Raw genomic sequence first — 22,310 nt, forward strand, 5'->3', positions numbered from 1 at the left:
GGCCGGGTCAGCCGCTCCCGGTCAGCCCGGCCAGCGCCGCGCGGGCCTCCGCCAGCAGCTGCGGCCGGTCGTCGCCGTACGCGTGCCCGGCCGCCGACAATGTCCGGCCCAGTGCCTCCAAGGAATCTTCGTGGCTGGCGGCGAAGATCGCCGGGAACGCCATCGCCTGCTGCAACGCGTTGTCGTGCCGGCCGTCCGGGGTGCGCACGAGCGTATGCGGGACGTCCGGATCCGCCAGGAGCCGATCCCACGCCGCGGTCCAGTCGTCGAACGGCGGGGGCAACGGAATCCCCTCGTCGAGTGCGCGCAGGCCCTCGGCGATCCAGCCGACGCCGTCGAGCCGGGCCCGCTCGAACGCGAGGTGGGCCACCCGGCGGGCGAGCGCGCGGCAGATCTCCGGCCCGGCGGCGATCGCCGCCCCCACCAGGTCGCGGTCGAGCTTGGCGAACTCTCGCAGCGAACCCGGCGGCAGGTCGAGCACCGGTGAGGCCGGCAGCACCCCGCCCCACTCCCGGAGCAGCTGTTCGTGCTGCGCCTTCGCACGCGCCTCTTCCTCAGCCTGTTGACGCGCTTCCCAGCGAGCGGCGAGCTCCTCGTCCGTGGGCGGTGGAGGCAGATTCCGCGCGAAACCGTGCCAGTACGCCGCGATCGCGCTCGTTTCGCGGACGACGACGTCCGGCGCCGCCGGCGCGGGCCAGAACTGCAGCACGTAACTGTCCAGCGGGGGCTCGCCGCCGAGCCGGGTGTCGCGCTCGCGGCCCGCGTCCATCGCCGTGCCGCTGTAGCGGACGCGGTAGTCGCCGGGAGCCAGCTCGAGGTCCCACCGATCCGAGCCGCCCCAGGTGACGAGCACCGTCCGGCCCTCGGCGCGGAAGGAAGCCTCGACGACGTCCTCCCCGCCGCTGTCCGGAGGCTCGGACGAGTGCACCTCGGCGGTGAAGCCGACCTCGCCGGTGTGCAGCCCGGTGATGAGGAAGAGGGTGCCGGGCACCGCGGCCCCGCACAGCCCGTTGCGCTGCCCGGCGAAACACGCGTGCAGGTCGCCCTCGAACGGCTCTCCGTCCTCGTCGTGGACGTAGATCTGTCCATAGTGGACGTGAACGTCGCCGTGGACCACGGTTCGCATGGCGGTCAGCATGGCAGAGACCACCGACATTTTTCGGGGCTCGGGTGGGGGAGCCCCCGACCTGGGGCGGAGCCCCAGATGTCACTGCCGGTTTCGGTTTGCCCTCTTTGTCCGCTTCTGTTGACACGGAGAGTGCTCTTCGCGAATTCGTTGCTCGAATGGCGTAGCGAAACTGCCCCGGTTCGCGATTAATCTGGGAAGCCGTCGCGTCGAGAGGTTGCCCCAATGCCCGAACCAGCCGCATCCATCCCGGCCGATCCCCGGCTCGCCGCGCGGTTCACCGAGGACCTGCTCGATGGCTGCCGGGTCCTGGCCAAGGATTACGGCTACCGGCCCGCCCAGTTCGAACGCATGGTGCGCGAGCACGGCGGCGTCGAAGCGGCCCGGTTGCTGCTGCGCGGGGCCGGCACCGCGGGCGGGTTCACCGTGCTCTGGGAGAAGAACCAGCTCGGCCGCAGCTCCGAAGCGGTCATGCTCCGCGAGGAGTACGCCGAGCTGTTCACCCCCGACGAGCTCCTGCTGGCCCGCCGCCGGCTGGAGGAACACGGCTTCGACGTCGACGCCCACCTGCGCCGGGTGGCGGAGTCGCAGTGAGGGCGGCGGGGGTGACCGGCGCCGCTCCGGTCACCCCCGCCGCGGCTTTCAGGCGGCCGCGCTGGACTTGCCGCGCAGCACCACGTTGGCCGTCGACGCGCCCTTGATCGCCGTCTCGATCTGGGCCATCGTCGAGGACGACGTCAAGCCGGGGACCGTCGCGGTGTTCAGGGCGTAGAGCGTGAACGTGTACGGGTGGCTCGAGCCGCCCGGGCAGGGGCCGAAGAACTTCTGCGCGTTCGCCCCGCTGCCCATCGCCTTCTGTTTCGCGCCGCCCTGGTCCGGCACGGTGTAGCCCGCGCCGAGACCCTCCGGGAGGGAGCGAGCCGTCGCCGGGACGTCCCAGATCGCCCAGTGCAGCTTGTTGCCGCTGTTGGCGACGTCGGCGAACACGACGGCGTAGCCCTTCGCACCCGTGGACTCGCCCCACGCCAGCGGCGGCGACGGGTCCTGGCCCGCCGTGCCGTCCCCGGCGCAGGTGTACTTGTCCGGGATGGTGGCGTTGTCGGCGAAGGCGGAGCTGGTCAGCTTGAAGCCGCCGGGCGTGCTGCCGCCCGGGAACTTCAGCCGCACGATCACGTTGTCCAGCACCGACGGCGTGCCGCCGTTCTTGTCGTTGTTCGTCGAGGTCAGCCAGAGCCCGCCGTCCGGCGTCTTGGTGACCGAGCGCAGCCGGCCCCAGCGGCCGGAGAACAGCGTCGACACCGTGCCGACGCCGGTGCCCGCGGCGTTGATCTGCGTGGCGAACAGCTGCTCACCGGTGACGCCGGCGATGTAGATCCAGTCGTTGACGATCTCCACCCCGCTCGGTCCGGCCTGCGACGTCGACCAGGTCTTCTTCGGGGCGATGTAACCGCTGCAGCTGCCCTGCGTGCCTTCGCAGCTGGGCCAGCCGAAGTTGCCGCCCTTCTGGATCAGGTTGAGCTCGTCCTGGCTGCTTTCGCCGAACTCCGCCGCCCACAGCTGGCCGCGGGAGTCCCAGGCCAGGCCCTGCGGGTTGCGGTGGCCGTAGCTCCAGACGTACCGCGCGTTGCCGCCGGTGGCGTAGAACGGGTTGTCGCCCGGCGCCGAGCCGTCCGGGTTCAGCCGCAGGATCTTCCCGTTGAGCGAGCTCTTGTTCTGCGCGTTGTCGCTGTTCTTGGCGTCGCCGACGGTGGCGTACAGCTTGCCGTCGGGACCGAACTTGATCCGGCCGCCGTTGTGGTAGCGGTTCTTCGCGATCCCGGTCAGCACCGGCGTCGACGTCGACGACAGCGTGGTGCCGTCGTAGGTCATCTTCACGATCCGGTTGTCCCCGGATGCGGTGTGGTACAGGTAGATCGCGTGGTCGGACGCCCAGTTCGGCGAAATCGCCAGGCCGAGGAGGCCGCCTTCGCCGTTCGTGCCGACCGCGCCCGGCACCTTGCCCAGCGTGGTCTTCTGGCCGGACGGCGTCACGAGCAGGACCTCGAACCGGTCCCGCTCGGTGACCAGTGCGTTGCCGTTCGGGAGGAAGTCCACCGACCAGCCGAGGTCGACCTTCGCGATGTCCTTGTCGTACTCCGGGATGCCCCCGGCGCCACCCGGAGCGCTGGTCTTCGCCGTGACGGCGTTGCTGGCGGCCGAGGTGTTGCCGTCGGGGTCACGGGCCTTGACGGTGAAGGTGTAGGACGTGTTCGGGTTCAGGTTCGTGATCGTCGTGCTCAGTGACGTCGTCGTCGCCACCTTGGCGGTGCCCTGGTAGACGTCGTAGCCCGCGATGGTGCCGCTGTCGTCCGTGGAAGCGTTCCACGCCAGGGAGACGCTGTTCGCGGTGACGCCGGTGGAGCGCAGGTTGCCCGGCACGCCGGGCGGGGTGGTGTCGTTGCTCGGCGGCGTGGTGAAGGTGACCACGTTGCTCTGCTGCGACGGGTTGCCGGCGGCGTCGTACGCGCCGACGGAGATGTCGTAGGCCGTGTTCGGGGTCAGGTTGTCGACGGTGGCGCTCGTGGTGTTCCCGTCGACGGTCTTGAGGATGTTGCCGCCGCGGTTGATCTCGTAGCGGACGACGCCGACGTTGTCCGTCGCGGCGGTCCAGGAGAAGGTGGCCGCGGTGGGGAGGATGTTGCTCGCCTTGAGGTTCGACGGCGCCGACGGCGGTTCGGGGTCCACCGGGGCGGTGAAGGTGTCGGTGAGCTTGTCGGCGTTCGGGCCACCGTTGGCGGTGGTCGCGGTGGTGCGGACCTTGTTGACGCCGGCGGTGAGCTGGACGGTCGTGGTGACGGTCTTCCAGGTCGTCCACGCGCCGGTGGCGGGGAAGTCGACGGTGCCCTTGTCGCCGCCGTCGACGGTCAGCTTCACCGGCCGGTTGTCGGCGGTTCCGTTGGCGTAGCGGAAGGTCAGGGTGTGCGTGCCCGCCTGGGCCGCGTTCACGGAGTATTCGACGTAGCTGCCGGTGACGTTGTCGAAGTTGACGAACCCGGTGCCGCTGTAGCCGGCGTGGTTCGATTCGACGGCGCCTTGGGAGATGGTCGCGTCTTCGGATTCGTAGCTCGTGTCCGCGGCGAAAGCGGTTACCGGGCTGACCGCGGTGAAGCCGAGCGCCGCGACGGCGGTGCCGGCCAGTACCGCGCGCCACGGTGGACGGGGTGCCACTGGAAGCCTCCTGCGTGGGTCGGGGGGACAGGGGGTGACCGGGGCGGAATGGTCGGCGGACCACCGGCGGCAATAGTTAGGAAAGTTTCCTATCTATGGGACAGATCTCACACCCTCCGAGCGGGGCCTGTCAATACTCGACACCACGACTTACCCACCGTGAAAATGCTTTCCCGCTCAGCGGGGCGAATGCGCCCGGACGGGGGAACGTCAGCCTGCCGTCACCGGGGTTTCGGCCGCCCAGTCGCGCGGGACGAGGAACGAGGCCAGTTCCGCCTCCGCGCTTCCCGGCTCCGGCGTGAACTCCGACTCCCACCGCGCCAGCGGCGGCAGCGCCGAGAGGATCGCTTCGGCGTCGGCCTGCACCGCGTTCGCCGCGTCGTGGACCAGCGTGAACTCCACGTACCGGCCGCGGCGGTAGAGCTGCCACTGCCGCTCGCGCTCGCCGTGCGGCAGGTCCTTGCGCCGCCGGACGATCGGGAAGTACGCCGGCGCGATCGCGGCGATGCCCGCCGCGGTGAACGCCGCGGAGCGCCGCCAGCCGTCCGGGCCGGGCAGGCGCAGGTGGTCGAAGAGGATGCCGCCGATGCCGCGGGCCTCGTCGCGGTGCGGGAGGCGGAAGCGGTCGTCGCACGCCCGTTTCGCCTGCGCGTGGAACGCCGGGTCGAGCGTGTCGCAGTGGTTCTTCAGGACGCGGTGGAAGTGCGTCGCGTCCGAGGCGAAGCCGTAGCACGGCAGGAGGTCGACGCTGCCGCCGAACCACCACGCGTCCGCGGCCTCGCGGTAGCGGAAGTGCGCCTGGAACGCCGGGACGTACGGGTTGCGCGGGTGGAGCACGACCGACAGCCCGGCCGCGAAGAACTCGTCCGAGAAGGCCGCGCTGACGACGGCGCGTTCGAAGACGTCGCCGTTCTCCAGCCGCCGCGTGCGGCCGGAGCGGCCGAAGCGCGCACCGCCGTCGACGCGTTCCAGCTCGGCCACCAGTTCCCGCTGGCCCGCGCTGACGATCGCCTTGACGGCGTCGCGTCTGTCCCCTGAAGGCATACCCCCACCCCCGGGGGCAGACTACCAGCGAACCGGGGTCAGTCGGCGATGTCGGCCCGCGCGATCACCTTGGTGATCTTCGCCCGGACGAGGGATTCCTCGGGGACGGCGTTGCGCTTGCCGTACTCCTCGGCCTGCGCCGCACCCATGTACCGGGCGCCCAGCTTCGTCGCCCACTCGAGCATGTCGTCGTAGTCGTGGGTGAGCCGCGCTTCGGCGGTGAACTGGACGTAGGAGAACGGCGGCTTCTGGTCGTCGACGGCCAGCGAGATGCGCCCGTCGCGGGCGATGGCCTTGCCCTTGAGGGTCTCGGTGCCCGTGGTGAAGATCAGCTCGTCCCCGTCCGGGCCTTCGTTCAGCAGGAACCAGATCGGCGTGACGATCGGCGAGCCGTCCTTCCTGACCAGGCCCAACATGCCGGTCCGGGTTCCCTCGGACGCGAACTTCCACCACTCGTCACGGCTCATCTCACGCATGAGGGGGACGTTAGTCCGTCACCCGGGCGTGCGCAGAGGGTGGCCGACTAGCCTGGCCTGCTGTGCGAGACGACGACAGGGCCGCCATGGGACTGGCCGACGAGGGGCTGACCCGCCGCCTCAAGGCGCTGGCCTGCACCGCGCCGCTGCACGACCTGGACGCGCGCAAGGCGAAGCTCGACTGGGCCGACGCCACGATCTACCAGATGGCCGAGATCGCGCTGCACACGATCGACCAGGTCACCATCGCCATGGACTTCGACACCGGCGCCGGCCACGACGAGGTCATCGACCGGCTGCTGCCGTTCATCGCCCAGCAGGCGCCGTCGCGGATGCCCGAGGAACACGTCCGGGTGGCCAAGTGGGTGCTGGACAACCTGATCAACGTCGGCACCACCGACCGCGGCTTCCGGCGCGTCTACGGCGCGGTCGGGCCCGGCGGTTACCAGCGGCGTCAGTTCGACTTCAAGCTGCTGGTCGAGCTGGCCGCACCGGACGGCGAGGTCTACCTGCGCGCCACCGACGAGGCCATCAACGTGCTCGTCGGCGCCCTCGACACCGACGTCGAATCCGCGCAGATCGCCGCCGAGGTCAAGCTCGAGAACCTGATCGCGCGGGGTCGTCTGGCCGACGCGAAGCTCGCCGCCGAGCAGGCCCGCTACCGGACCGTCCAGTACGGCGAAACGCTGCGCGCGAAGCTCGACGCGACCCGCCGCGACGTCCGTTCGGTCGACTGGGAACGCGAGGTCCCGGAGCTCCTCGACAGCGCGCTCGGCCACATCGAGACCCGGTTCCGTGCCGAGAACGCCATCCTCAAGAACATCACCACCGCCCGCGACGAGACCGAAGACCTCGACCGCAAGCGCCGCGCCGCCGAGCTCGTCGACATCGTCGGCGACTGCATCCGGCGGCACACGCGCCTGCAGTCCCGGCTGGCCGACGCGGGCGCGGTGTTCCGCGCCGAACAGGACCGCCAGCAGTTCTCCGGCCCGCCCCAGCGCGCGACGCTCGACCTCTTCGGCCAGCTCCTCGTGCCCACCCTGGGCCTGCCGCTGGCCGACGCGGTCGCGCCGGTCGAGCACTTCTTCCACGCCGCCGCCGGGATCACCGCGCCGGTCGTGCCGTCGCTGTCGTCCCTGGTCTCGCTGCTCCTGCGCCCGGCACCCGAACGCGACCAGCTCGTCGGGGAGATCCCCGAGCCGGAGCTCATGCCCGCCGAGACCACCGACCGCTTCGGCGACGACGTCTGGCGCGCCGCCGACGAGCTCCTCGACCTGCCCGAAGTGCCCCGCCGGCTCTCCGGGCTCCTGGAAGAAGCCCGCCTCAGCCGCCAGCCGGGGCTCCCGGCCCTGGTCGCGCTGCGCGCCGTCCACGCCTACAGTCCCGGGGTCGGCGCGGCCCGCCGCCAAGGCGACCGGCAGGTGCTGGTGGCCGTCGACGACGGCACGCTCCTGGACGACCCGGAGTTCGGCGGCGCGGACCTGCTGCTGTCCACGGCCGCCGTCGAACGCGCCGACGAAGAAGAGAACGAGGAGGTCGCCTGACATGGCGCTGTCCCACAGCAGCGTGGACGCCGAGGCCGCGGCCCGGCTGGTCGCCTTCGGCATGCGGCCGAAGCAGCTGCCCGCGCGTGACGTCGTCTACGGCGACCTCGTCCGCCGCTACGGCGAGGACAACGCGTTCAAGGCGCTCACGCACGCCGTCGCCGCCGGGCTCGGCCTCATGGTCCTCGAGGTCAACCAGCAGGCCGGCGCGGTCCTCGCGGCCACCGACGAGTCCGTCTTCGAGATCAAGATGGACTCCTACGCGCGGCAGGCCAAGATCCGCGAGCGCCGCGAGACCGAGAAGGTGCTGCACGGCCTGATCCACCTGGCCACCGCGGCGCTGGGCTACCCGCGGCCCGACGACCTCGCCAACGACACCTACATCGGCCGCGTGAGCGTCGAGCAGGTCGACGCGATGGTCCGCGAAGCCGCCCGCATGCTGGACGAACGTGCCGCGGCGGCCGAGGCCAACAACGACCCCCTGGCCGACGCACCCGAGCTGGAACAGGCGTGGCGGGCCTACACCCGTCGTCCGGCCGCGGCCGCGACCAAGGACGGCCGGTTGGCCGCCGACACCACCCGCGGCATGGTCAGCCGCGCCCTGCGGTTCCTCGCCGACCAGGGCTTCCTGGTCCCGGTGAGCGATGAGCAGGGCGGCACCTACCGGACCACGCCGCGCTACCAGATCCAGGTCCGCGAACTCGCCGCCGACGCCGCCTTCGACGACTTGCTGGCGCTCGACGTCGTGGCCGTCGCGACCGCCGGGGGCACGCTGCGCGCGGCCGCTTCGGACACGCTTTAACGAGGGGAACCGATGTACGAGCTTTCGCGGGTCCGCCTGCACTCGGTGGGCCCGGCGGGTGCCCGCTACCAGGACGTCGTGCTGGACTTCAGCGGCGTCGGCGCCAAGATCACCGCGCCGAAGCAGGACGCGCTGTTCAGCGCGGGCATCCACGCGACCGGCCCGGCCGAACTCCGCCGCCCGTCCCCGGCGAGTGTGCTGTTCCTCGAGAACGGCGGCGGCAAGTCCGTGCTCATCAAGCTGATCTTCTCGGTGATGCTGCCCGGCCGCCGCCAGGTCGTCGGCACCACCAGCACGAAGGTGCTGGAGAAGTTCGTCGCCGCCAAGGACGTCTCGCACGTCGTGCTGGAGTGGCTGCACGTCGAGAGCGGGCACCGGATCATCACCGGCAAGGTGTCGGAATGGCGCGGGCACGTCGTGTCCGCCGACTCCGAGAACCTCGTCGACTCCTGGTACTGCTTCCGCCCGACCGCCGCGCTGGGGCTCGATTCCTTGCCGATGACCCAGGACGGCCGGCTGCTGACGATGTCCGGCTTCCACGACAAGCTCACCGCGGCCCAGCTGGCCGAACCCGAGCTGGAGCTGTCCTGGACCCGCCGTCACCACGAGTGGACCGGCCGCCTGGACGGTCTGGGCCTCGACACCGAGCTGTTCCGGTACCAGCGCGCGATGAACGCGGGCGAAGGTGAAGCGGCGGACGCGTTCGCCTTCGGCACCGACGAAGCGTTCGTCGAGTTCCTGCTGCGCGCGGTCATCTCCGAGGAGGAGCCGAAGGACCTCGCCGAGGTCGTCGCGACCTACGCCCACAACCTGGCCCAGCGCGGGGATCTCCTGGCCGAACGCGACTTCGTGGCCGGCGCCCTGGAGCTGCTGGGGCCGCTGGCCGCCGAAGAGGGCGTCGCCGCGGAGTCGCGGAAGATCGCGGAGTCCGCGAAGGCCGACATGGCCGAGCTGGCCGGCCGCGTCGTCGCGCGCAACGAACTCGAGAACGCGCGGCTGTCCGGGCTCGAGGACCACGTCACCGAGGTCAAGTCCGCGGAGAAGCTCGCCGAAGGCGACCACCGGCGGCTCGCCGCGGCCGTCACGGAACTGCGCCGCCTGGTCGCGGTGCTGCGGCTGGACGAAGCCCAGGAGGCCCGCAAGCGCGTCGACGCCGAGCTCGCGCAGGCGAAGACCGAGGCGGAGGCCTGGCGGGAGACGGCGACGGTCCTCAACCAGCTGAACGCCGCGCGCAAGGCGAAGGACCTGCGTGAACTCGTCGGCAGCCGGGAGGAAAAGGCGCGGCCCGCCCTGAAGGCGCGCAACGACGCCGCTTCCGCGCTGGCACGCGGGTTGCACGCGCTGGCGCAGGACGCCCAGCGCCAGGCCGACAAGGCCGAAGCGCACGCGGGCGCGTTGCGAGCCGAAGCCGAGAAGGCGCAGACCGAGCGCGACGAAGCCGCGAACCTCGCGGCCGCGCGCCGGGCCGAGGCGCGGGGGCTGACCACGCGGATCACCGAGCTGCGCGAAGAGGTCCAGGCCGCCGTCCGCGCCGGGTTGCTGCCTTCGGGCGCCGACGTCGCCGAAGCTTCGCGGGCCGCGCGATCGGCCGCCGAGCAGGCCGGTTCGGAACTGACCCGCCGCGAACAGGAGCTCGACCGCGTCGGCGCGGACCTGCAGGCCGCGCAACGGGCCGTGAACGAGGCGCACCAGCTGGCCGGCACCACGCAGGACCGCCTGGAACGCGCCACCGAGGACCTCGACCGCGCGCACCGCCGGACCGACGCCCTCGCCGCCGAAAGCCGCCTGGTCGAACTGCTCGGCGCCGACGACGTCAACCTGGAGAGCGACCTCCCGGTGCTGCTGGAACGGCTGCGCGAGGCGAGCGCGGCCGTCGAGAAGGAGCAGACCGCGCTGCGGATGGAGGAGTCCGCCGACGAGCGGGCCCTGGCCGCGCTGGGGTCGGGTGGGCTGCTGCCGCCCCCGAGGACGTCCAAGCCGCTCTGGACGTCCTGGAAGAGGCCGGGATCACCGCGTGGTCCGGCTGGCGCTACCTGTCCAAACTGGACGCTGCCCGCCGCGCCGAGGTGCTGGAAAGCCTGCCGCAGCTGGTGTCCGGCGTCCTGCTGAACGACGCCGCGCACGCCGACCGCGCCCGCGAGGTGCTGACGGCGCGGCGGCTGCTGCCGAGCGCGATCATCGCCGTCGGCACGACCGAGGCGCTGCAGGCGCAAGCGCCGTCCGCGCCGGGTGTCGAGTTCCTCGTGCCGCCGAACCCGGCGATGTACGACGAAGAAGCCGCCGACGCCGAGCGGGAAGCGGTGGCGCGGCGGCACACCGGGCGGCAGCGGCGCCTCGAAGCGCTGTCCGCCAAGCTGTCCGCGGACGGCGCGTTGACGTGGAAGCTCACGACGTGGCGTGAGGACTACCCGGCCGGGGCCGTCGCCACCCTGGCCGAGCAGGCCCAGGCGGCCCGGACCGCGCGGGAGACCGCCCGGACCGCGCTGGCGCAGGCCGACGCGGACTTCGCGCGGTTGAGCGAAAAAGCGGCGTCGCTGCGCGAGCGCGTCCCCGAGCTGCGGGCGGCCGCCACCGAGGCGGAGGAGAAGGCCCGGCGGCTGGGTGAGCTGGGTGTCCGCAGCGCCCGGATCACGGAGTGGACCGAAGAGGCCGAGCGCGCCACCGAGATCGCCGAGCGCGCCGACCTCCAGGCGTCCGACGCGGCGGGCAAGGCTGCGCGCCTGCGCGAGCAGGCGGGGGAGGAGCAGCGCACCGCCGACGGTCACCGCCGGACCGCGAGCACCGCGCGCGCCGAACTGGCCGAGGTGCCGGGGGCGGCCGACGCTGCCGAAGGTCCGGCGACCGGCGAACCGGTCGACGCCCTGCGCCGGACCTACCTGTCGGCGTCCGAGTCGTACGCGAAGGTCGAGGTCGGCAGCGACCTGCGCAGCGAGCTGGAGCAGGCCGAGTCCGCCGAAGCCGCCGCGGGCTCGGCGGTCGAGTCCATGGACGAGGCCGTCCGCGCCCGTGCGGCCGAACTCCTGGAGACACCCGACGGCTCCGACGCGTCGGCGCGGGCGGCCGCGCTGGCCCGCGCCCGCCGGGTCGTCGACGGTCTCGAAGACGAGCGCACCGAAGCGATCGGGCTCGTCTCGACGCGGCGCGCCGAGCTCGACGCGCTGCCGCTGCAGAACGGCGTCAACGGGGAGAAACCGCGGGACATCGAGCACGGCTTGGAGCTGATCGACGCGGCCGGGCTGGAGGTGTCGGCCGCCGCACGCAAGTGGGAAGAGCTGCAGGAACGCCGGGCGGCGGCGGAGGCGACGCTGGAATCGGCGCGCACCTCGGCCTCGGGGTTCGCGTTGCTCGCCGAGTCGATGGCGCACCTGGTGACCGACACCGAGAAGGACGCAGCGGCGGCTTACGACGGCGACGTCGACACCGCCCGCGCCCAGCACGCGCGGCTCAACGCGACCTTCAACCAGGCCCAGGACGCCGCCGACGCCGGCGACCGGCGGGTGCGCGCGGCCGCGGACCAGCTGGCGCAGTACGCGACCGAGAAGCGGTTCGAGAAGCTGAGCACCCCGGTGCGGCAGCAGGTCATCTCGGTCAAGCGCGACCAGCTCCCGGCGCACGCCGCGGAATGGGCCGAAGCGCTGCGGCCCCGGCTGCGGTCGCTGACCGACGACCTCGCCCAGATCGACCGGCACCGCGGCGGCATCATCACCCGCCTGCAGGGCATGGTCGACGGCGCCCTGCGGACGTTGCGGTCCGCGCAGCGCGTCTCCCGGCTGCCGGACGGCCTCGGTGACTGGTCCGGGCAGGAGTTCCTCCGCATCCGCTTCACCGAGCTGGAGGACAACGCGCTCACCGAAAAGCTCGGCGAGGTCGTCGACGAGGCCGCCGTGGGCAAGACGGCGGACGGCCGGGACGTCAAGCGCGACGGGCTTTCCCTGGTGCTGCGCGGAGTCCGGGCCGCGGCGCCCAAGGGGTTCCGCGTCGACATGCTCAAGCCGGACTCGGTGCTGCGGACCGAACGCCAGCGCGTCTCGGAGATCCGCGACGTGTTTTCGGGCGGCCAGCAGCTGACCGCGGCGATCATCTTGTACTGCACCCTGGCGGCGCTGCGGGCCAACAACCGCGGCAAGGTCCGCAACCGGCACTCGGGCGTGCTGTTCCTGGACAACCCGATCGGCCGCGCGTCGGCCGGGTACCTGCTGGAACTGCAGCGGGCGGTGGCCGAGGCGCTCGGCGTGCAGCTGATCTACACGACGGGCCTGTTCGACGCGGGCGCGCTGTCGGAATTCCCGCTCATCGTGCGGCTGCGCAACGACGCCGACCTGCGGGCGGGCCGCAAGTACCTGTCGGTGGACTCGACGATCCGGAATTCCCTGGACGACCTGGGCGAGCCCGACGGCGTCGCGCGGCTGTCGGCGACCCGGATGTTCACCCGGGCCACCGACCCCACCGACCCCGCCGATTCCGCTGAGGACGAACAAACGGCGTGAGGGGAACATTTCCCCGGGTTCCGTGGTTGCCGGGCGCATGACGACGCTGGGGCCGCTGGGGGCCACCCACACCGCACTGGACACCGACACCGGCGTGGCGGCCGAGCTCGAGGAGCTGGGCTACGACACGCTCTGGCTGGCCGGCGGCCAGGGCAACAACCTGCCGCGGATCACCGAGGTCGTCCGCGGGACCTCGCGGATCCAGGTGGCGAGCGGGATCCTGTCGGTGGACCGGGTGCCGTCGGCTTCCGTCGCTTCGGCCTACACCGAGCTGCCCGCGGGCCGGTTCGTGGTCGGCCTGGGCGGAGCGCACGGCGCGCGCCCGCTGGCCACGCTCGGCGACTACCTCGACGAGCTCGACGACGTCGTGCCGCCGTCCGCGCGGATCCTGTCGGCGCTCGGGCCGCGGATGCTGGAGCTGGCGCGCGACCGCGCTTCGGGCGCGTACCCGTACCTGGTGACGACGGACTACGTCGCCTCGGCGCGGGAGATCCTGGGCGCGCGCCCGCAGCTGGCGGTGCTGATGAACGTCGTCGCGGAGACCGACCAGGCGAAGGTTCGCGAGGTCGTGCGGGGCGGCTCGCTGAAGTTCCTGGCCGGGATGCCGGGGTACGCGGCCAACTTCCGGCGGATGGGCTTCACCGAAGCGGACATCGCGGACCTGTCCGACCGGCTGGTCGACGGCCTGACCGTGTGGGGTGACTTCGACGCCGTGGCCGCGCGCCTGCGGGAGTACCGGGCGGCCGGTGCCGACCAGGTGGTCGTCCGGCTCGACGGCCTGCCGCGGGAGTGGTGGCCGGAGCTGGTGAAGGCCCTGGGCTAGCCGCGGATCGCGTGCTGGTAGGCGGCGAGCGCGTCGGCGTCGTCGATGCTGCCGTGGTGGTGGACCTGCACCCAGCGACCGGCTTCGTAGGCGAAGAACCGCGTCGTGCGGATGCTCAGGGGGACGGTTTCGGTCACGCGGTATTCGCCGGTCTCGCGGCCGGCGAACACCGCGTGACCGTCCCCGGCGTACTCGGCGATGTCGCCGAAGGTGACGGTGACGCGCGCCGGGCCGTGGAAGACGCGCTCGTACAGCTCGGTGATCGCTTCGCCGCCGCGGAGGATGCCGCCGAGCGGGTTGTTCAGCTGGGCCAGCGGATCACTCGTCCAGACCCGGCGGAACGCGTCGAGATCGCGCTGGTTGAAGGCGTAGTAGAACGATTCGAGCGCGGCCAGCGCGCCCTCGCGGCCGGGGTTGCCCACCTCGTCGAGCCGGTTGCGCGCGTCGGGGCCGAAGGTGACGTCGAGGTGTCGGGGCACGGTTGCTCCTAGAGTGTTCGACGGAGGTCGACCGGATGAGTGTACGACAATCATCGAACACTGCGCGGGCGCGCGGGCTCACGCACGCGCTCCCGGCGAAGGTTTCGCTGCAGGACGCCCTGGCCGCGGTCGCCGATCCGGTGCGCCGCAGCATCCTGCGCGAGCTGGCCGCCGTACCGGAGTGGACGAAGGCGTGCGGCACGTTCGACCTGCCGGTGGCCAAGGCGACCCGCAGTCACCACTTCGCCGTGCTGCGCGCGGCGGGCCTGATCGAACAGCGTGACGAAGGCCCGCGGCGGCTGAACCGGTTGCGGCGTCCCGAATTCGACGCGGCTTTCCCCGGGTTGCTCGACCTGGTGCTCAGTCACCCCGGCCCGTGAAGGCCAGGGTGGTGCCCAGGCCGATCATGACGAGGCCGCCGGTGCCACCGACCATTTCGAGGCGCTTCGGCGAGCGGGCGAACCACGCGCGGGCGGTGCCGGCGACGAGCGCCCACGCGCTGTCGGTGGCCAGCGCGATCGCCGGCAGGCACAGCCCGAGCAGGAGCATCTGAGCCGGGACCGATCCGGCGGCGGGGTCGACGAACTGGGGCAGCAGGGCCGCCAGGAAGACGATCGACTTGGGGTTCGCGAAGCCGACGACGAAGCCGTCGCGCAGCACGGTCAGCACGCGGCCCGGTGTCGCGCGCACCTTCGCGGCCATCGCGTCGCTCAGCTTCCGGCGGTGGCGCACGGCCTGAATGCCCAGGTACACCAGGTAGATCGCACCGGCGACCTTGATCGCGGTGAACACCGCCGCGGACGTGGTCACCAGCGCGCCGAGGCCGAACGCGACCGCGACGACCTGCGTGTAGACGCCCATGGAGTTGCCGGCGACGGTGAGCAGCGCGTCACGCCGCCCGACCGTGAGCGCGCGGCTGATCGTGAACAGCACGCTCGGCCCGGGGACCACGACCATGAGGAACGTCAGCGCGGCGAAGGCCGCCAAATGCGTACCGGAGACCATTGCGCGAGGCTATCGCCCGGCCGCCCCGCAGGACCAGGCGTTTTTGTCGGTGCCGGGTGGTAGGAAAAGCGGGTGCCTCCGAAGATCAGCACCCAGCAGCGCCGGGCCCGTCTCGCCGTCCGCCACCACCTCGCCGCGCCCGCGGCCTCGGTGGCGGACGCCGTCGCCGGGGTCGTCGCGTTGCACGCCACCGACCCGGCGACCGTCCACCTGTCCGCGTCCGCCCGCCTGGCGTCACCGGCGGTCTCCGCGGTCGAACGGGCGCTCTATGAAGAGCGTTCGCTGCTGAGGCTGCTCGGCATGCGGCGCACGGTGTTCGTGACGGACCCGGGCACCGCGGCGCTCGTGCAGGCGGGCTGTTCGGCGGACATCGAGGTCAAGCAGCGGAAACTGCTCGAGCAGCACCTCGGGCAGCAGGGGCACCCGGAGAACGTGCCGGAGCCGGGGAAGTGGCTGGCCGACGTCGAAGCGTCGGTCGAGGCGGCCCTGCGCGCCCGCGGCTCGGCGACCGCGCAGCAGCTGAGCGAGGACGAGCCCCGCCTGCGCCAGCAGCTGCTGATGGCGGCGGGCAAGCCGTACGAGGCGATCGGCAACGTGACGAGCCGGGTGCTGTTCCTGCTGGCGGCGGGCGGCCGGATCGTCCGGGGCCGGCCGCGGGGCAGCTGGCTCAGCACCCAGTACGTCTGGCACCCGCTGGACGAGTGGGTCCCGGGCGGGCTGCCACCGTGGGACGCGGACGAGGCCCGGGCGGAGCTGGCCCGCAGGTGGCTGCGCGCGTACGGCCCGGCCCTGGTGTCCGACCTGCGGTGGTGGACCGGCTGGACGGCGGGCCAGACGAAGAAGGCGCTGGCGGCGTTGTCCCCGGCGGAGGTGGACCTCGGCGGCGTGCCGGGGGTGGTGCTGGCGGACGACGTGGCCCCGGTGCCGGAGCCACCGCCGTGGGTGGCGTTCCTGCCGTCGCTGGACCCGACCCCGATGGGCTGGCAGGACCGCGACTGGTTCCTCGGTCCGCACCGCGCGGCCCTGTTCGACCGCAGCGGCAACGTCGGCCCGACGGTGTGGGCCTCCGGACGGGTGGTCGGCGGCTGGGCCCAGCGAAGCTCGGGGGAGGTGGTGTTCAGGCTGCTGGAGGACGTCGGCGCCGAGACTCGCGCGATGGTGGAAGCGGAGGCGGAGAAGTGTGCGGAGTGGTTCGGGGAGGTCCGCGCGATACCGCGGTTCCGCACGCCCCTGGAGCGCGAGCTGACGGGCTGAAGGCGAGGCCGCGGGACCGCACGCTCACGAGGCTCCCGCCGTCCCCGTGGCGACGGTCCGCGTCCGGCGAGCATTCGCTGGATCGGTCGAGTCACCGACCTCACGTGCCGTCCCGTGCACGGCCGCCGCGCCCGGTGGGAGCCGTCCTTCGGCTGAATCGGTCAAGTCCCGGCTTCCGGCTCGGCGGCGGCGTCCTCGCCGACGACCTCGCACCCGGCGCGATCAGCCGGAACCGGTCCCGGCGGCCGGGCTTCCCGCGCTCGGTGGTCCGCTGTGGTCCGCCGCGGAACACCCGCGGTGACGCCCTCGCTTCTTAATCGATTCTTGACCCGTTCGCCAAGTGGTGGAAGTCTCGTCAGGGCAGTCAGGGACGCGCATGCCCGCACGCTAGGGTGGCCGCGAGCCCGCAAGTCACGGCCGGGGGTCCCGGCCGATCCTCAGAGGAGTGGCAGCAGTGACCGTTCGCGTAGGTGTCAACGGCTTCGGCCGCATCGGCCGCAACTTCTTCCGCGCCGTGCAGGCCAGCGGCCAGGACATCGAGGTCGTGGCCTTCAACGACCTCGGCGACGTCGCCACCATGGCGCACCTGCTGAAGTACGACTCCATCCTGGGCCGGTTCCCGGGTGAGGTCAGCGTCAGCGACGAGGGCATCGTCGTCGACGGCAAGACCATCAAGGCTCTCGCCGAGCGCGACCCGGCCAACCTGCCGTGGGGCGAGCTGGGCGTGGACGTCGTCCTCGAGTCCACCGGCTTCTTCACCAACGCCGACGCCGCCAAGGCGCACATCGCCGGCGGCGCCAAGAAGGTCATCATCTCCGCGCCCGCCAAGGGCGAGGACCTGACCGTCGTCCTCGGCGTCAACGACGACAAGTACGACGGCTCGCAGGTCATCATCTCGAACGCCTCCTGCACCACGAACTGCCTCGGCCCGCTGGCCAAGGTCCTGAACGACGCCTTCGGCATCGAGCAGGGCCTGATGACCACGGTCCACGCCTACACGCAGGACCAGAACCTGCAGGACGCCCCGCACAAGGACCTGCGCCGCGCCCGCGCCGCCGCCCTGAACGTCGTCCCGACCTCGACCGGTGCCGCCAAGGCCATCGGCCTCGTCCTGCCGGAGCTGCAGGGCAAGCTGGACGGCTACGCCCTGCGTGTCCCGATCCCGACCGGCTCGGCCACCGACCTCACCGTGACGCTCTCCAAGGCCGCCACGGTCGAGGAGATCAACGCCGCCTACAAGGCCGCCGCCGAGGGCCCGCTCGCGGGCATCCTGCGCTACTCGGACGACCCGATCGTCTCGGCCGACATCGTCACCGACCCGGCGTCCTGCATCTACGACGCGCCGCTGACCAAGGTCATCGGCAACCAGGTCAAGGTCGTCGGCTGGTACGACAACGAGTGGGGCTACTCCAACCGCCTCGCCGACTTGGTCACCCTCGTCGGTTCGAAGCTGTCCTGAACCCGATGAGCGTCAAGAACCTCGACGACCTGCTGGGCGAGGGCGTTCACGGCCGCTACGTGCTGGTGCGCAGCGACCTGAACGTCCCGCTCGACGGGGACCGCATCACCGACGACGGCCGGGTCCGCGCCGCGCTGCCGACGATCAAGAAGCTCGCCGACGCGGGCGCGAAGGTCGTCGTCACCGCGCACCTCGGCCGCCCGAAGGGCGAGCCGGACGCGAAGTACACCCTCGCGCCCGTCGCGAAGCGGCTTTCGGAGCTGCTCGGCGCCGAGGTCGCGCTGGCCGGTGACCTGGTCGGCGAGTCCGCCAAGGCGCTGACGGCCGGCCTCGCCGACGGTGGCGTCGTCCTCCTGGAGAACGTGCGGTTCGACGCGCGCGAGACCAGCAAGGACGCCGTGGACCGCTCCGAGCTGGCCGCCGAGCTGGGCGCGCTCGTCCCGGGCGGCGCGTTCGTCTCCGACGGCTTCGGCGTCGTCCACCGCAAGCAGGCCTCGGTCTACGAGGTCGCGTCGGTGCTGCCGGCGTACGCGGGTGGCCTGGTGCTGGCCGAGCTGGACGTGCTGAAGAAGCTGACCGACGACGTGAAGCGGCCGTACGTGGTCGTGCTCGGCGGCGCGAAGGTGTCCGACAAGCTCGGCGTCATCGCGAACCTGCTGACCAAGGTCGACCGGCTGCTCATCGGCGGCGGCATGGCGTACACCTTCCTCAAGGCCCAGGGCCACGAGGTCGGCAACTCGCTGCTGCAGGCCGACCAGGTCGACCAGGTGAAGGGCTTCCTCGCCGAGGCCGAGAAGCGCGGCGTCGAACTGGTGCTGCCGGTGGACGTCCTGGCCGCGACCGGGTTCGCGGCCGATGCCGAGCACGAGGTCGTCGCCGCCACCGCGATCCCGGCCGACCGCGAGGGCCTCGACATCGGCCCGGAGACCCGTGAACTCTTCGCGGGCAAGCTGGCCGACGCCGCGACCGTGTTCTGGAACGGCCCGATGGGCGTGTTCGAGTTCGAGGCGTTCTCGGGCGGCACGCGTGCCGTGGCCGAGGCGCTCGTGAAGAGCGACGCGTTCACCGTGGTCGGCGGCGGTGACTCGGCGGCCGCGGTGCGGCAGCTGGGCCTGCCCGAAGACGGCTTCTCACACATCTCCACCGGCGGCGGTGCCTCGCTGGAGTACCTCGAAGGCAAGGAACTGCCGGGCGTCTCCGCTCTGGAGAACGTCGCCCTGGAGGAGAAGAACTAGTGGCACGCAAGCCGTTCATCGCCGGCAACTGGAAGATGAACCAGAACCACCTCGAGGCGATCGCGCTGGTGCAGAAGATCGCCTTCGCGCTGCCGGAGAAGTACTACGCGAAGGTCGACGTGGCGGTGCTGCCGCCGTTCACCGACATACGCAGCGTGCAGACCCTGGTCGACGGCGACAAGCTGTCGCTCACCTACGGCGCGCAGGACATCGCGCCACAGGACTCGGGCGCCTACACCGGCGACATCTCGGGTCTGATGCTGGCCAAGCTGGGCTGCAAGTTCGTCGCGGTCGGGCACTCGGAGCGCCGCGAATACCACGCCGAGTCCGACGAGCTGGTCAACAAGAAGGTCAAGGCCGCGCTCAAGCACGGCATCACGCCGATCCTCTGCATCGGGGAGAAGCTCGAGGTCCGCGAGGCCGGCGAGCACATCCACCACACCACGACGCAGCTGATCGAGGGCCTGAAGGGCCTCAAGGCCGAGCAGGTCTCCGGCGTGGTGGTCGCGTACGAGCCGGTCTGGGCGATCGGCACCGGCAAGGTCGCCTCGTCCGCGGACGCCGAAGAGGTCTGCAAGGCCATCCGGGCGACCCTCCAGGAGAAGTACGGCGACGAGGTGGCTTCGTCCGTCCGGGTGCTCTACGGGGGATCGGTGAAGTCGGGCAACATCGGCGAACTGGTGGCCTGCGAGAACATCGACGGTGCCCTGGTCGGCGGAGCGAGCCTCGACGGCGAAGAGTTCACGAAACTCTGCGCACTCGCTGCGGGCGGGCCGCTGCCCTGATCGAGGCCACGACCGGGTAGCCTGTGTATCCGGTCCGTCACACAGCAGTGGACGAGTCCAGGGGTACGGTGGTGGTCGGAAACAACCATGCCGTACCCCTGCATTCTCCTAGAGCCCAGAGGATGACATGAAGCTGTTCCTGCAAATCCTGTTGATCGTCACCAGCGTTTTCCTGGTGGTCGCGGTGCTGCTGCACCGGGGCCGGGGCGGTGGCCTGTCGTCGCTGTTCGGCGGTGGGATGCAGTCCAGCCTGGCCGGGTCGAGCGTGGCCGAGAAGAACCTCGACCGGATCACCCTGGGGCTGGGCGCGGTCTGGCTGATCAGCATCGTGGGCCTGGGTCTGCTGCTCAAGGTGTGAGGCGTCCGGCGTTCCGTCGTCGGCCGCGACCGGGTCCGGACGGCGGTGCGCAGCGATTCGGCGTGCCTATTGGGGGGCGCGCCGCCGATTCCTAGGTGTGAGGATTCATGGTTGGCGGTAACGCGATTCGAGGCACCCGGGTGGGTGCCGGTCCTACGGGCGAATCGGAACGGGGTGAGTCGGCGCCACGGCGCCGCGTAGGTTATTGGTGTGCCAACGGGCACGAGGCACGGCCATCGTTCGCGCTCGACGCGGAGATCCCCGACGAGTGGGACTGCCCCCGCTGCGGGCTCCCGGGCGGGCAGGACGAGAAGAACCCGCCGGCGGCGCCACGGACCGAGCCGTACAAGACGCACCTGGCCTACGTGAAGGAGCGGCGCAGCGACGCCGACGGCGAGGCCATCTTGGCGGAGGCGCTCGACCGCCTGCGCAAGCGCCGGGAAATCCTCTAGCGGTTCGATCGAAAGCCACCCCGAGGGAAGCGGACCCCTCGAGGTGGCTTTTCGCGCGCTCGACCAGCCACAGTTCGTGTCTCACGAGGCACCAGCTTCTGACCGGCTGGGCATCACCGTGTCGTCCCGCTGATCACGCGAGTTGGCCGCTCAATCACGTGAGTTGACTGCCCGATCACGCGGGATGCCCCTCGGGATCCGCGGGATGCCCACCAAATCGCGCCCCGTCGCCCTTCAAGTGCGCGCCCGGCGAGGTCGGGCACCGGACTCTTCGGATCCAGGCCTCACCGCATGTCGCGGCCGGCGAGAGGGATTCGCGCGTTCCGGTGCTGAGCAGCCCCCGATTTCCACGCTACCGGCGACCACCGACAGTTCGCGGGGCGGAACTGCCGCGAGCGGCGGATTCCGGACCGAAACGGCCCTGAACCCGCCGCTCGCGGCGTCGTGCGATCCGGAACCGTCGGTATCCGCCGCTAGGCTGAATACCGGGGGCCGGAGGTCAGCGATCCAGCGGATACCGCGCCCGGACTCGGAAGCCGCCGTCCTCCGTTCCCGACGTCTCGAAGCTTCCGCCCAGCAGACGAGCCCGCTCCGCCAGGCCCGTCAGGCCGTGGCCGCCCGAGGGCAAGCCCTCCGTCGGGCGGCTGGCGCGCTCGTTGCGGACCTCGATCTTGAGCGCGCCGTGCTCACCCTGGATGCGGATGGTCGCCGTCGCGCCCGGGGCGTGCTTGTGGACGTTGGTCAAGCACTCCTGCACCGTCCGGTAGGCCGCCGCCGACACCTGGTTGGGCAGGGCCTCCGGCAGGTGCTCCACCGTGAGGTGCACCGGGACGTCGGACGTGCGGATCAGCCGGTCGAGCTCGTTGATGCCCGCTCGCGGGCCGTCGTCGTCCGAACCGGCCCGCAGGACGCTGACCAGCGAACGCAGCTCCTCCAGCGTCCGCTTGGACAACGTGCGGATGACCTGCGCCGTCTCCAGCGCGCGGTCGTCGGTGGTCTGCGCCTGGAGCGCGCCGGCCTGCATGGCGATCAGCGTGATCTGGTGGGAGACGACGTCGTGCATCTCGCGGGCCAGCCGGGCGCGTTCCTCGGCGCGGACGGCGTCGGCGTGGAAGCGGCGCTCGCGGTCGCGGCTCGTGGCCAGCTCGGCGAGCTTGTTCGAAACCTCGGTGCGGGCGCCGATGAGCAGGCCGATCGCGATCGGCATGCCGGCGACCAGGACGCCGTAGATGCCGTCGAGGATGTGCTCGCGCCAGCTGAGCTCGGCGAAGTCCTCCAGCGGCCACTGCACGAACCGGCACATCCACACCAGCGCCGCGCCGACCCAGGTCTGCCAGTGCAGCTGACGGCGGGTGGCGAGCATGCCGAGGGTGATCATCGACGCGAGCTGGGCCCAGCCGGCCAGGAAGCCGGGGACCGCGACGAGCACGGCGAGGAACGGGAACTTCCGCCGGAACACCACCGCGAGGCAGGCGGCGCCGGACAGGTAGATCGAGTACGGCTGGGCCTTCTCGGGGATGACCAGCCAGACGTCGAGCACGGCCAGGATGACCGCGGCCGCCTCGATGGCGAACGTGACCACAGCGGGGCGGGGCACCGAGCCGAACAGGCTCAGGCCGCGGTTGCGCACCCGCTCGGCGGCCGATGGCCCCGAGCCGGCGATCGAGATGCCTGGAATCGAGAGTCCCTCTGTACTCATCGCTGGCGACCCCATTCGTCTTGTGGACTTGGTGGTGAGAGGCGCTCAGGGCCCGATCGGGACGCGCAGCGGCAG

At 71.6% G+C, this 22,310-nt stretch carries 18 protein-coding genes and 1 pseudogene; 12 read left to right on the forward strand and 7 right to left on the reverse strand.

Annotated features, from left to right (window positions below; all coding sequences use genetic code 11):
• Nucleotides 1–7: 7 nt before the first annotated feature.
• Nucleotides 8–1,126, reverse strand: a complete 1,119-nt coding sequence (locus QRY02_RS03480; RefSeq protein WP_285990033.1) for a hypothetical protein — start codon at nucleotides 1,124–1,126, stop codon at nucleotides 8–10.
• A 225-nt stretch (nucleotides 1,127–1,351) separates the two neighbouring features.
• Here QRY02_RS03480 and QRY02_RS03485 point away from each other — a divergent pair, with 225 nt between their 5' ends.
• Nucleotides 1,352–1,720 carry a hypothetical protein gene (locus QRY02_RS03485; RefSeq protein WP_285990034.1) on the forward strand — a complete coding sequence of 123 codons (369 nt, stop codon included), beginning with the start codon at nucleotides 1,352–1,354 and terminating at the stop codon, nucleotides 1,718–1,720.
• A 48-nt stretch (nucleotides 1,721–1,768) separates the two neighbouring features.
• Here QRY02_RS03485 and QRY02_RS03490 read toward each other — a convergent pair whose 3' ends face one another.
• The 3 genes from QRY02_RS03490 to QRY02_RS03500 all read right to left on the reverse strand — a co-directional run bounded on the left by QRY02_RS03490 (nucleotide 1,769) and on the right by QRY02_RS03500 (nucleotide 5,853).
• Entirely contained in the window at nucleotides 1,769–4,333 is a 2,565-nt protein-coding gene (locus QRY02_RS03490) for a PQQ-dependent sugar dehydrogenase (RefSeq protein ID WP_285990035.1), read from the reverse strand.
• Nucleotides 4,334–4,543: 210 nt separating this feature from the next.
• Complete coding sequence (locus tag QRY02_RS03495; protein WP_285990036.1) at nucleotides 4,544–5,377, reverse strand: coproporphyrinogen III oxidase; 834 nt, start codon at nucleotides 5,375–5,377, stop codon at nucleotides 4,544–4,546.
• 38 nt (nucleotides 5,378–5,415) lie between these two features.
• Nucleotides 5,416–5,853 (reverse strand): PPOX class F420-dependent oxidoreductase, encoded by a 438-nt coding sequence (locus QRY02_RS03500; protein ID WP_285990037.1) that lies wholly within the window; start codon nucleotides 5,851–5,853, stop codon nucleotides 5,416–5,418.
• Nucleotides 5,854–5,939: 86 nt separating this feature from the next.
• On the opposite strand from QRY02_RS03500, the gene QRY02_RS03505 reads away from it, so the two are divergent.
• The 4 genes and pseudogenes from QRY02_RS03505 (at nucleotide 5,940) to QRY02_RS03520 (ending at nucleotide 13,509) form a co-directional block, all read left to right on the forward strand.
• Nucleotides 5,940–7,397, forward strand: coding sequence for a hypothetical protein (locus tag QRY02_RS03505; protein ID WP_285993756.1), 1,458 nt, complete (start codon nucleotides 5,940–5,942; stop codon nucleotides 7,395–7,397).
• A gap of 1 nt (nucleotide 7,398) precedes the next feature.
• Nucleotides 7,399–8,199 (forward strand): hypothetical protein, encoded by an 801-nt coding sequence (locus tag QRY02_RS03510; RefSeq protein ID WP_043788290.1) that lies wholly within the window; start codon nucleotides 7,399–7,401, stop codon nucleotides 8,197–8,199.
• 12 nt (nucleotides 8,200–8,211) lie between these two features.
• A pseudogene (locus QRY02_RS03515) lies at nucleotides 8,212–12,686 on the forward strand (coiled-coil domain-containing protein).
• Between the two features lie 37 nt (nucleotides 12,687–12,723).
• The gene (locus tag QRY02_RS03520) at nucleotides 12,724–13,509 is read left to right on the forward strand and encodes a TIGR03620 family F420-dependent LLM class oxidoreductase (RefSeq protein WP_285990038.1); all 786 of its coding nucleotides are present in this window, start codon (nucleotides 12,724–12,726) and stop codon (nucleotides 13,507–13,509) included.
• Here the strand turns inward: QRY02_RS03520 and QRY02_RS03525 are convergent.
• On the reverse strand, nucleotides 13,506–13,988 hold the full coding sequence (locus QRY02_RS03525) for a YybH family protein (protein ID WP_285990039.1): 483 nt from the start codon (nucleotides 13,986–13,988) through the stop codon (nucleotides 13,506–13,508). The two genes, QRY02_RS03520 and QRY02_RS03525, sit on opposite strands and share 4 nt — an antisense overlap.
• A 35-nt stretch (nucleotides 13,989–14,023) precedes the next feature.
• Here QRY02_RS03525 and QRY02_RS03530 point away from each other — a divergent pair, with 35 nt between their 5' ends.
• Nucleotides 14,024–14,368, forward strand: a complete 345-nt coding sequence (locus tag QRY02_RS03530) for an ArsR/SmtB family transcription factor (RefSeq protein WP_093951725.1) — start codon at nucleotides 14,024–14,026, stop codon at nucleotides 14,366–14,368.
• Here QRY02_RS03530 and QRY02_RS03535 read toward each other — a convergent pair.
• Nucleotides 14,349–14,993, reverse strand: coding sequence for a LysE family translocator (locus QRY02_RS03535; protein ID WP_285990040.1), 645 nt, complete (start codon nucleotides 14,991–14,993; stop codon nucleotides 14,349–14,351). The two genes, QRY02_RS03530 and QRY02_RS03535, sit on opposite strands and share 20 nt — an antisense overlap.
• 72 nt (nucleotides 14,994–15,065) lie before the next feature.
• Here QRY02_RS03535 and QRY02_RS03540 point away from each other — a divergent pair, with 72 nt between their 5' ends.
• From QRY02_RS03540 to QRY02_RS03565, 6 genes are all read left to right on the forward strand, one after another.
• Nucleotides 15,066–16,247, forward strand: a complete 1,182-nt coding sequence (locus QRY02_RS03540; RefSeq protein ID WP_285990041.1) for a winged helix DNA-binding domain-containing protein — start codon at nucleotides 15,066–15,068, stop codon at nucleotides 16,245–16,247.
• A gap of 454 nt (nucleotides 16,248–16,701) precedes the next feature.
• Nucleotides 16,702–17,706: a type I glyceraldehyde-3-phosphate dehydrogenase gene (gene gap, locus QRY02_RS03545; protein ID WP_285990042.1), complete on the forward strand. Its 1,005-nt coding sequence runs from the start codon at nucleotides 16,702–16,704 to the stop codon at nucleotides 17,704–17,706.
• A gap of 5 nt (nucleotides 17,707–17,711) precedes the next feature.
• Entirely contained in the window at nucleotides 17,712–18,941 is a 1,230-nt protein-coding gene (locus QRY02_RS03550; RefSeq protein WP_285990043.1) for a phosphoglycerate kinase, read from the forward strand.
• On the forward strand, nucleotides 18,941–19,726 hold the full coding sequence (tpiA, locus tag QRY02_RS03555) for a triose-phosphate isomerase (protein ID WP_285990044.1): 786 nt from the start codon (nucleotides 18,941–18,943) through the stop codon (nucleotides 19,724–19,726). Before QRY02_RS03550 ends, tpiA begins: the two co-directional genes overlap by 1 nt.
• A gap of 127 nt (nucleotides 19,727–19,853) precedes the next feature.
• Nucleotides 19,854–20,084: a preprotein translocase subunit SecG gene (gene secG / locus QRY02_RS03560; RefSeq protein ID WP_013224669.1), complete on the forward strand. Its 231-nt coding sequence runs from the start codon at nucleotides 19,854–19,856 to the stop codon at nucleotides 20,082–20,084.
• A 107-nt stretch (nucleotides 20,085–20,191) separates the two neighbouring features.
• Nucleotides 20,192–20,536 carry an RNA polymerase-binding protein RbpA gene (locus QRY02_RS03565; RefSeq protein ID WP_285990045.1) on the forward strand — a complete coding sequence of 115 codons (345 nt, stop codon included), beginning with the start codon at nucleotides 20,192–20,194 and terminating at the stop codon, nucleotides 20,534–20,536.
• A gap of 499 nt (nucleotides 20,537–21,035) precedes the next feature.
• On the opposite strand, the gene QRY02_RS03570 is transcribed toward QRY02_RS03565, so the two are convergent.
• Nucleotides 21,036–22,235, reverse strand: a complete 1,200-nt coding sequence (locus tag QRY02_RS03570) for a sensor histidine kinase (RefSeq protein ID WP_285990046.1) — start codon at nucleotides 22,233–22,235, stop codon at nucleotides 21,036–21,038.
• Between the last annotated feature and the right edge of the window lie 75 nt (nucleotides 22,236–22,310).

It is taken from the genome of Amycolatopsis sp. DG1A-15b (genome assembly GCF_030285645.1).
Classification (GTDB): Bacteria; Actinomycetota; Actinomycetes; order Mycobacteriales; family Pseudonocardiaceae; genus Amycolatopsis.

Excerpts from the sequence above, each read along its gene's own strand:
- QRY02_RS03480 (WP_285990033.1), bottom strand. The coding sequence starts at position 1,126 with ATGCGAACCGTGGTCCACGGCGACGTTCACGTCCACTATGGACAGATC.
- QRY02_RS03485 (WP_285990034.1), top strand. The coding sequence starts at position 1,352 with ATGCCCGAACCAGCCGCATCCATCCCGGCCGATCCCCGGCTCGCCGCG.
- QRY02_RS03495 (WP_285990036.1), bottom strand. The coding sequence starts at position 5,377 with ATGCCTTCAGGGGACAGACGCGACGCCGTCAAGGCGATCGTCAGCGCG.
- QRY02_RS03500 (WP_285990037.1), bottom strand. The coding sequence starts at position 5,853 with ATGCGTGAGATGAGCCGTGACGAGTGGTGGAAGTTCGCGTCCGAGGGA.
- QRY02_RS03505 (WP_285993756.1), top strand. The coding sequence starts at position 5,940 with ATGGGACTGGCCGACGAGGGGCTGACCCGCCGCCTCAAGGCGCTGGCC.
- QRY02_RS03510 (WP_043788290.1), top strand. The coding sequence starts at position 7,399 with ATGGCGCTGTCCCACAGCAGCGTGGACGCCGAGGCCGCGGCCCGGCTG.
- QRY02_RS03520 (WP_285990038.1), top strand. The coding sequence starts at position 12,724 with ATGACGACGCTGGGGCCGCTGGGGGCCACCCACACCGCACTGGACACC.
- QRY02_RS03530 (WP_093951725.1), top strand. The coding sequence starts at position 14,024 with ATGAGTGTACGACAATCATCGAACACTGCGCGGGCGCGCGGGCTCACG.
- QRY02_RS03535 (WP_285990040.1), bottom strand. The coding sequence starts at position 14,993 with ATGGTCTCCGGTACGCATTTGGCGGCCTTCGCCGCGCTGACGTTCCTC.
- QRY02_RS03550 (WP_285990043.1), top strand. The coding sequence starts at position 17,712 with ATGAGCGTCAAGAACCTCGACGACCTGCTGGGCGAGGGCGTTCACGGC.
- secG (WP_013224669.1), top strand. The coding sequence starts at position 19,854 with ATGAAGCTGTTCCTGCAAATCCTGTTGATCGTCACCAGCGTTTTCCTG.
- QRY02_RS03565 (WP_285990045.1), top strand. The coding sequence starts at position 20,192 with ATGGTTGGCGGTAACGCGATTCGAGGCACCCGGGTGGGTGCCGGTCCT.
- QRY02_RS03570 (WP_285990046.1), bottom strand. The coding sequence starts at position 22,235 with ATGAGTACAGAGGGACTCTCGATTCCAGGCATCTCGATCGCCGGCTCG.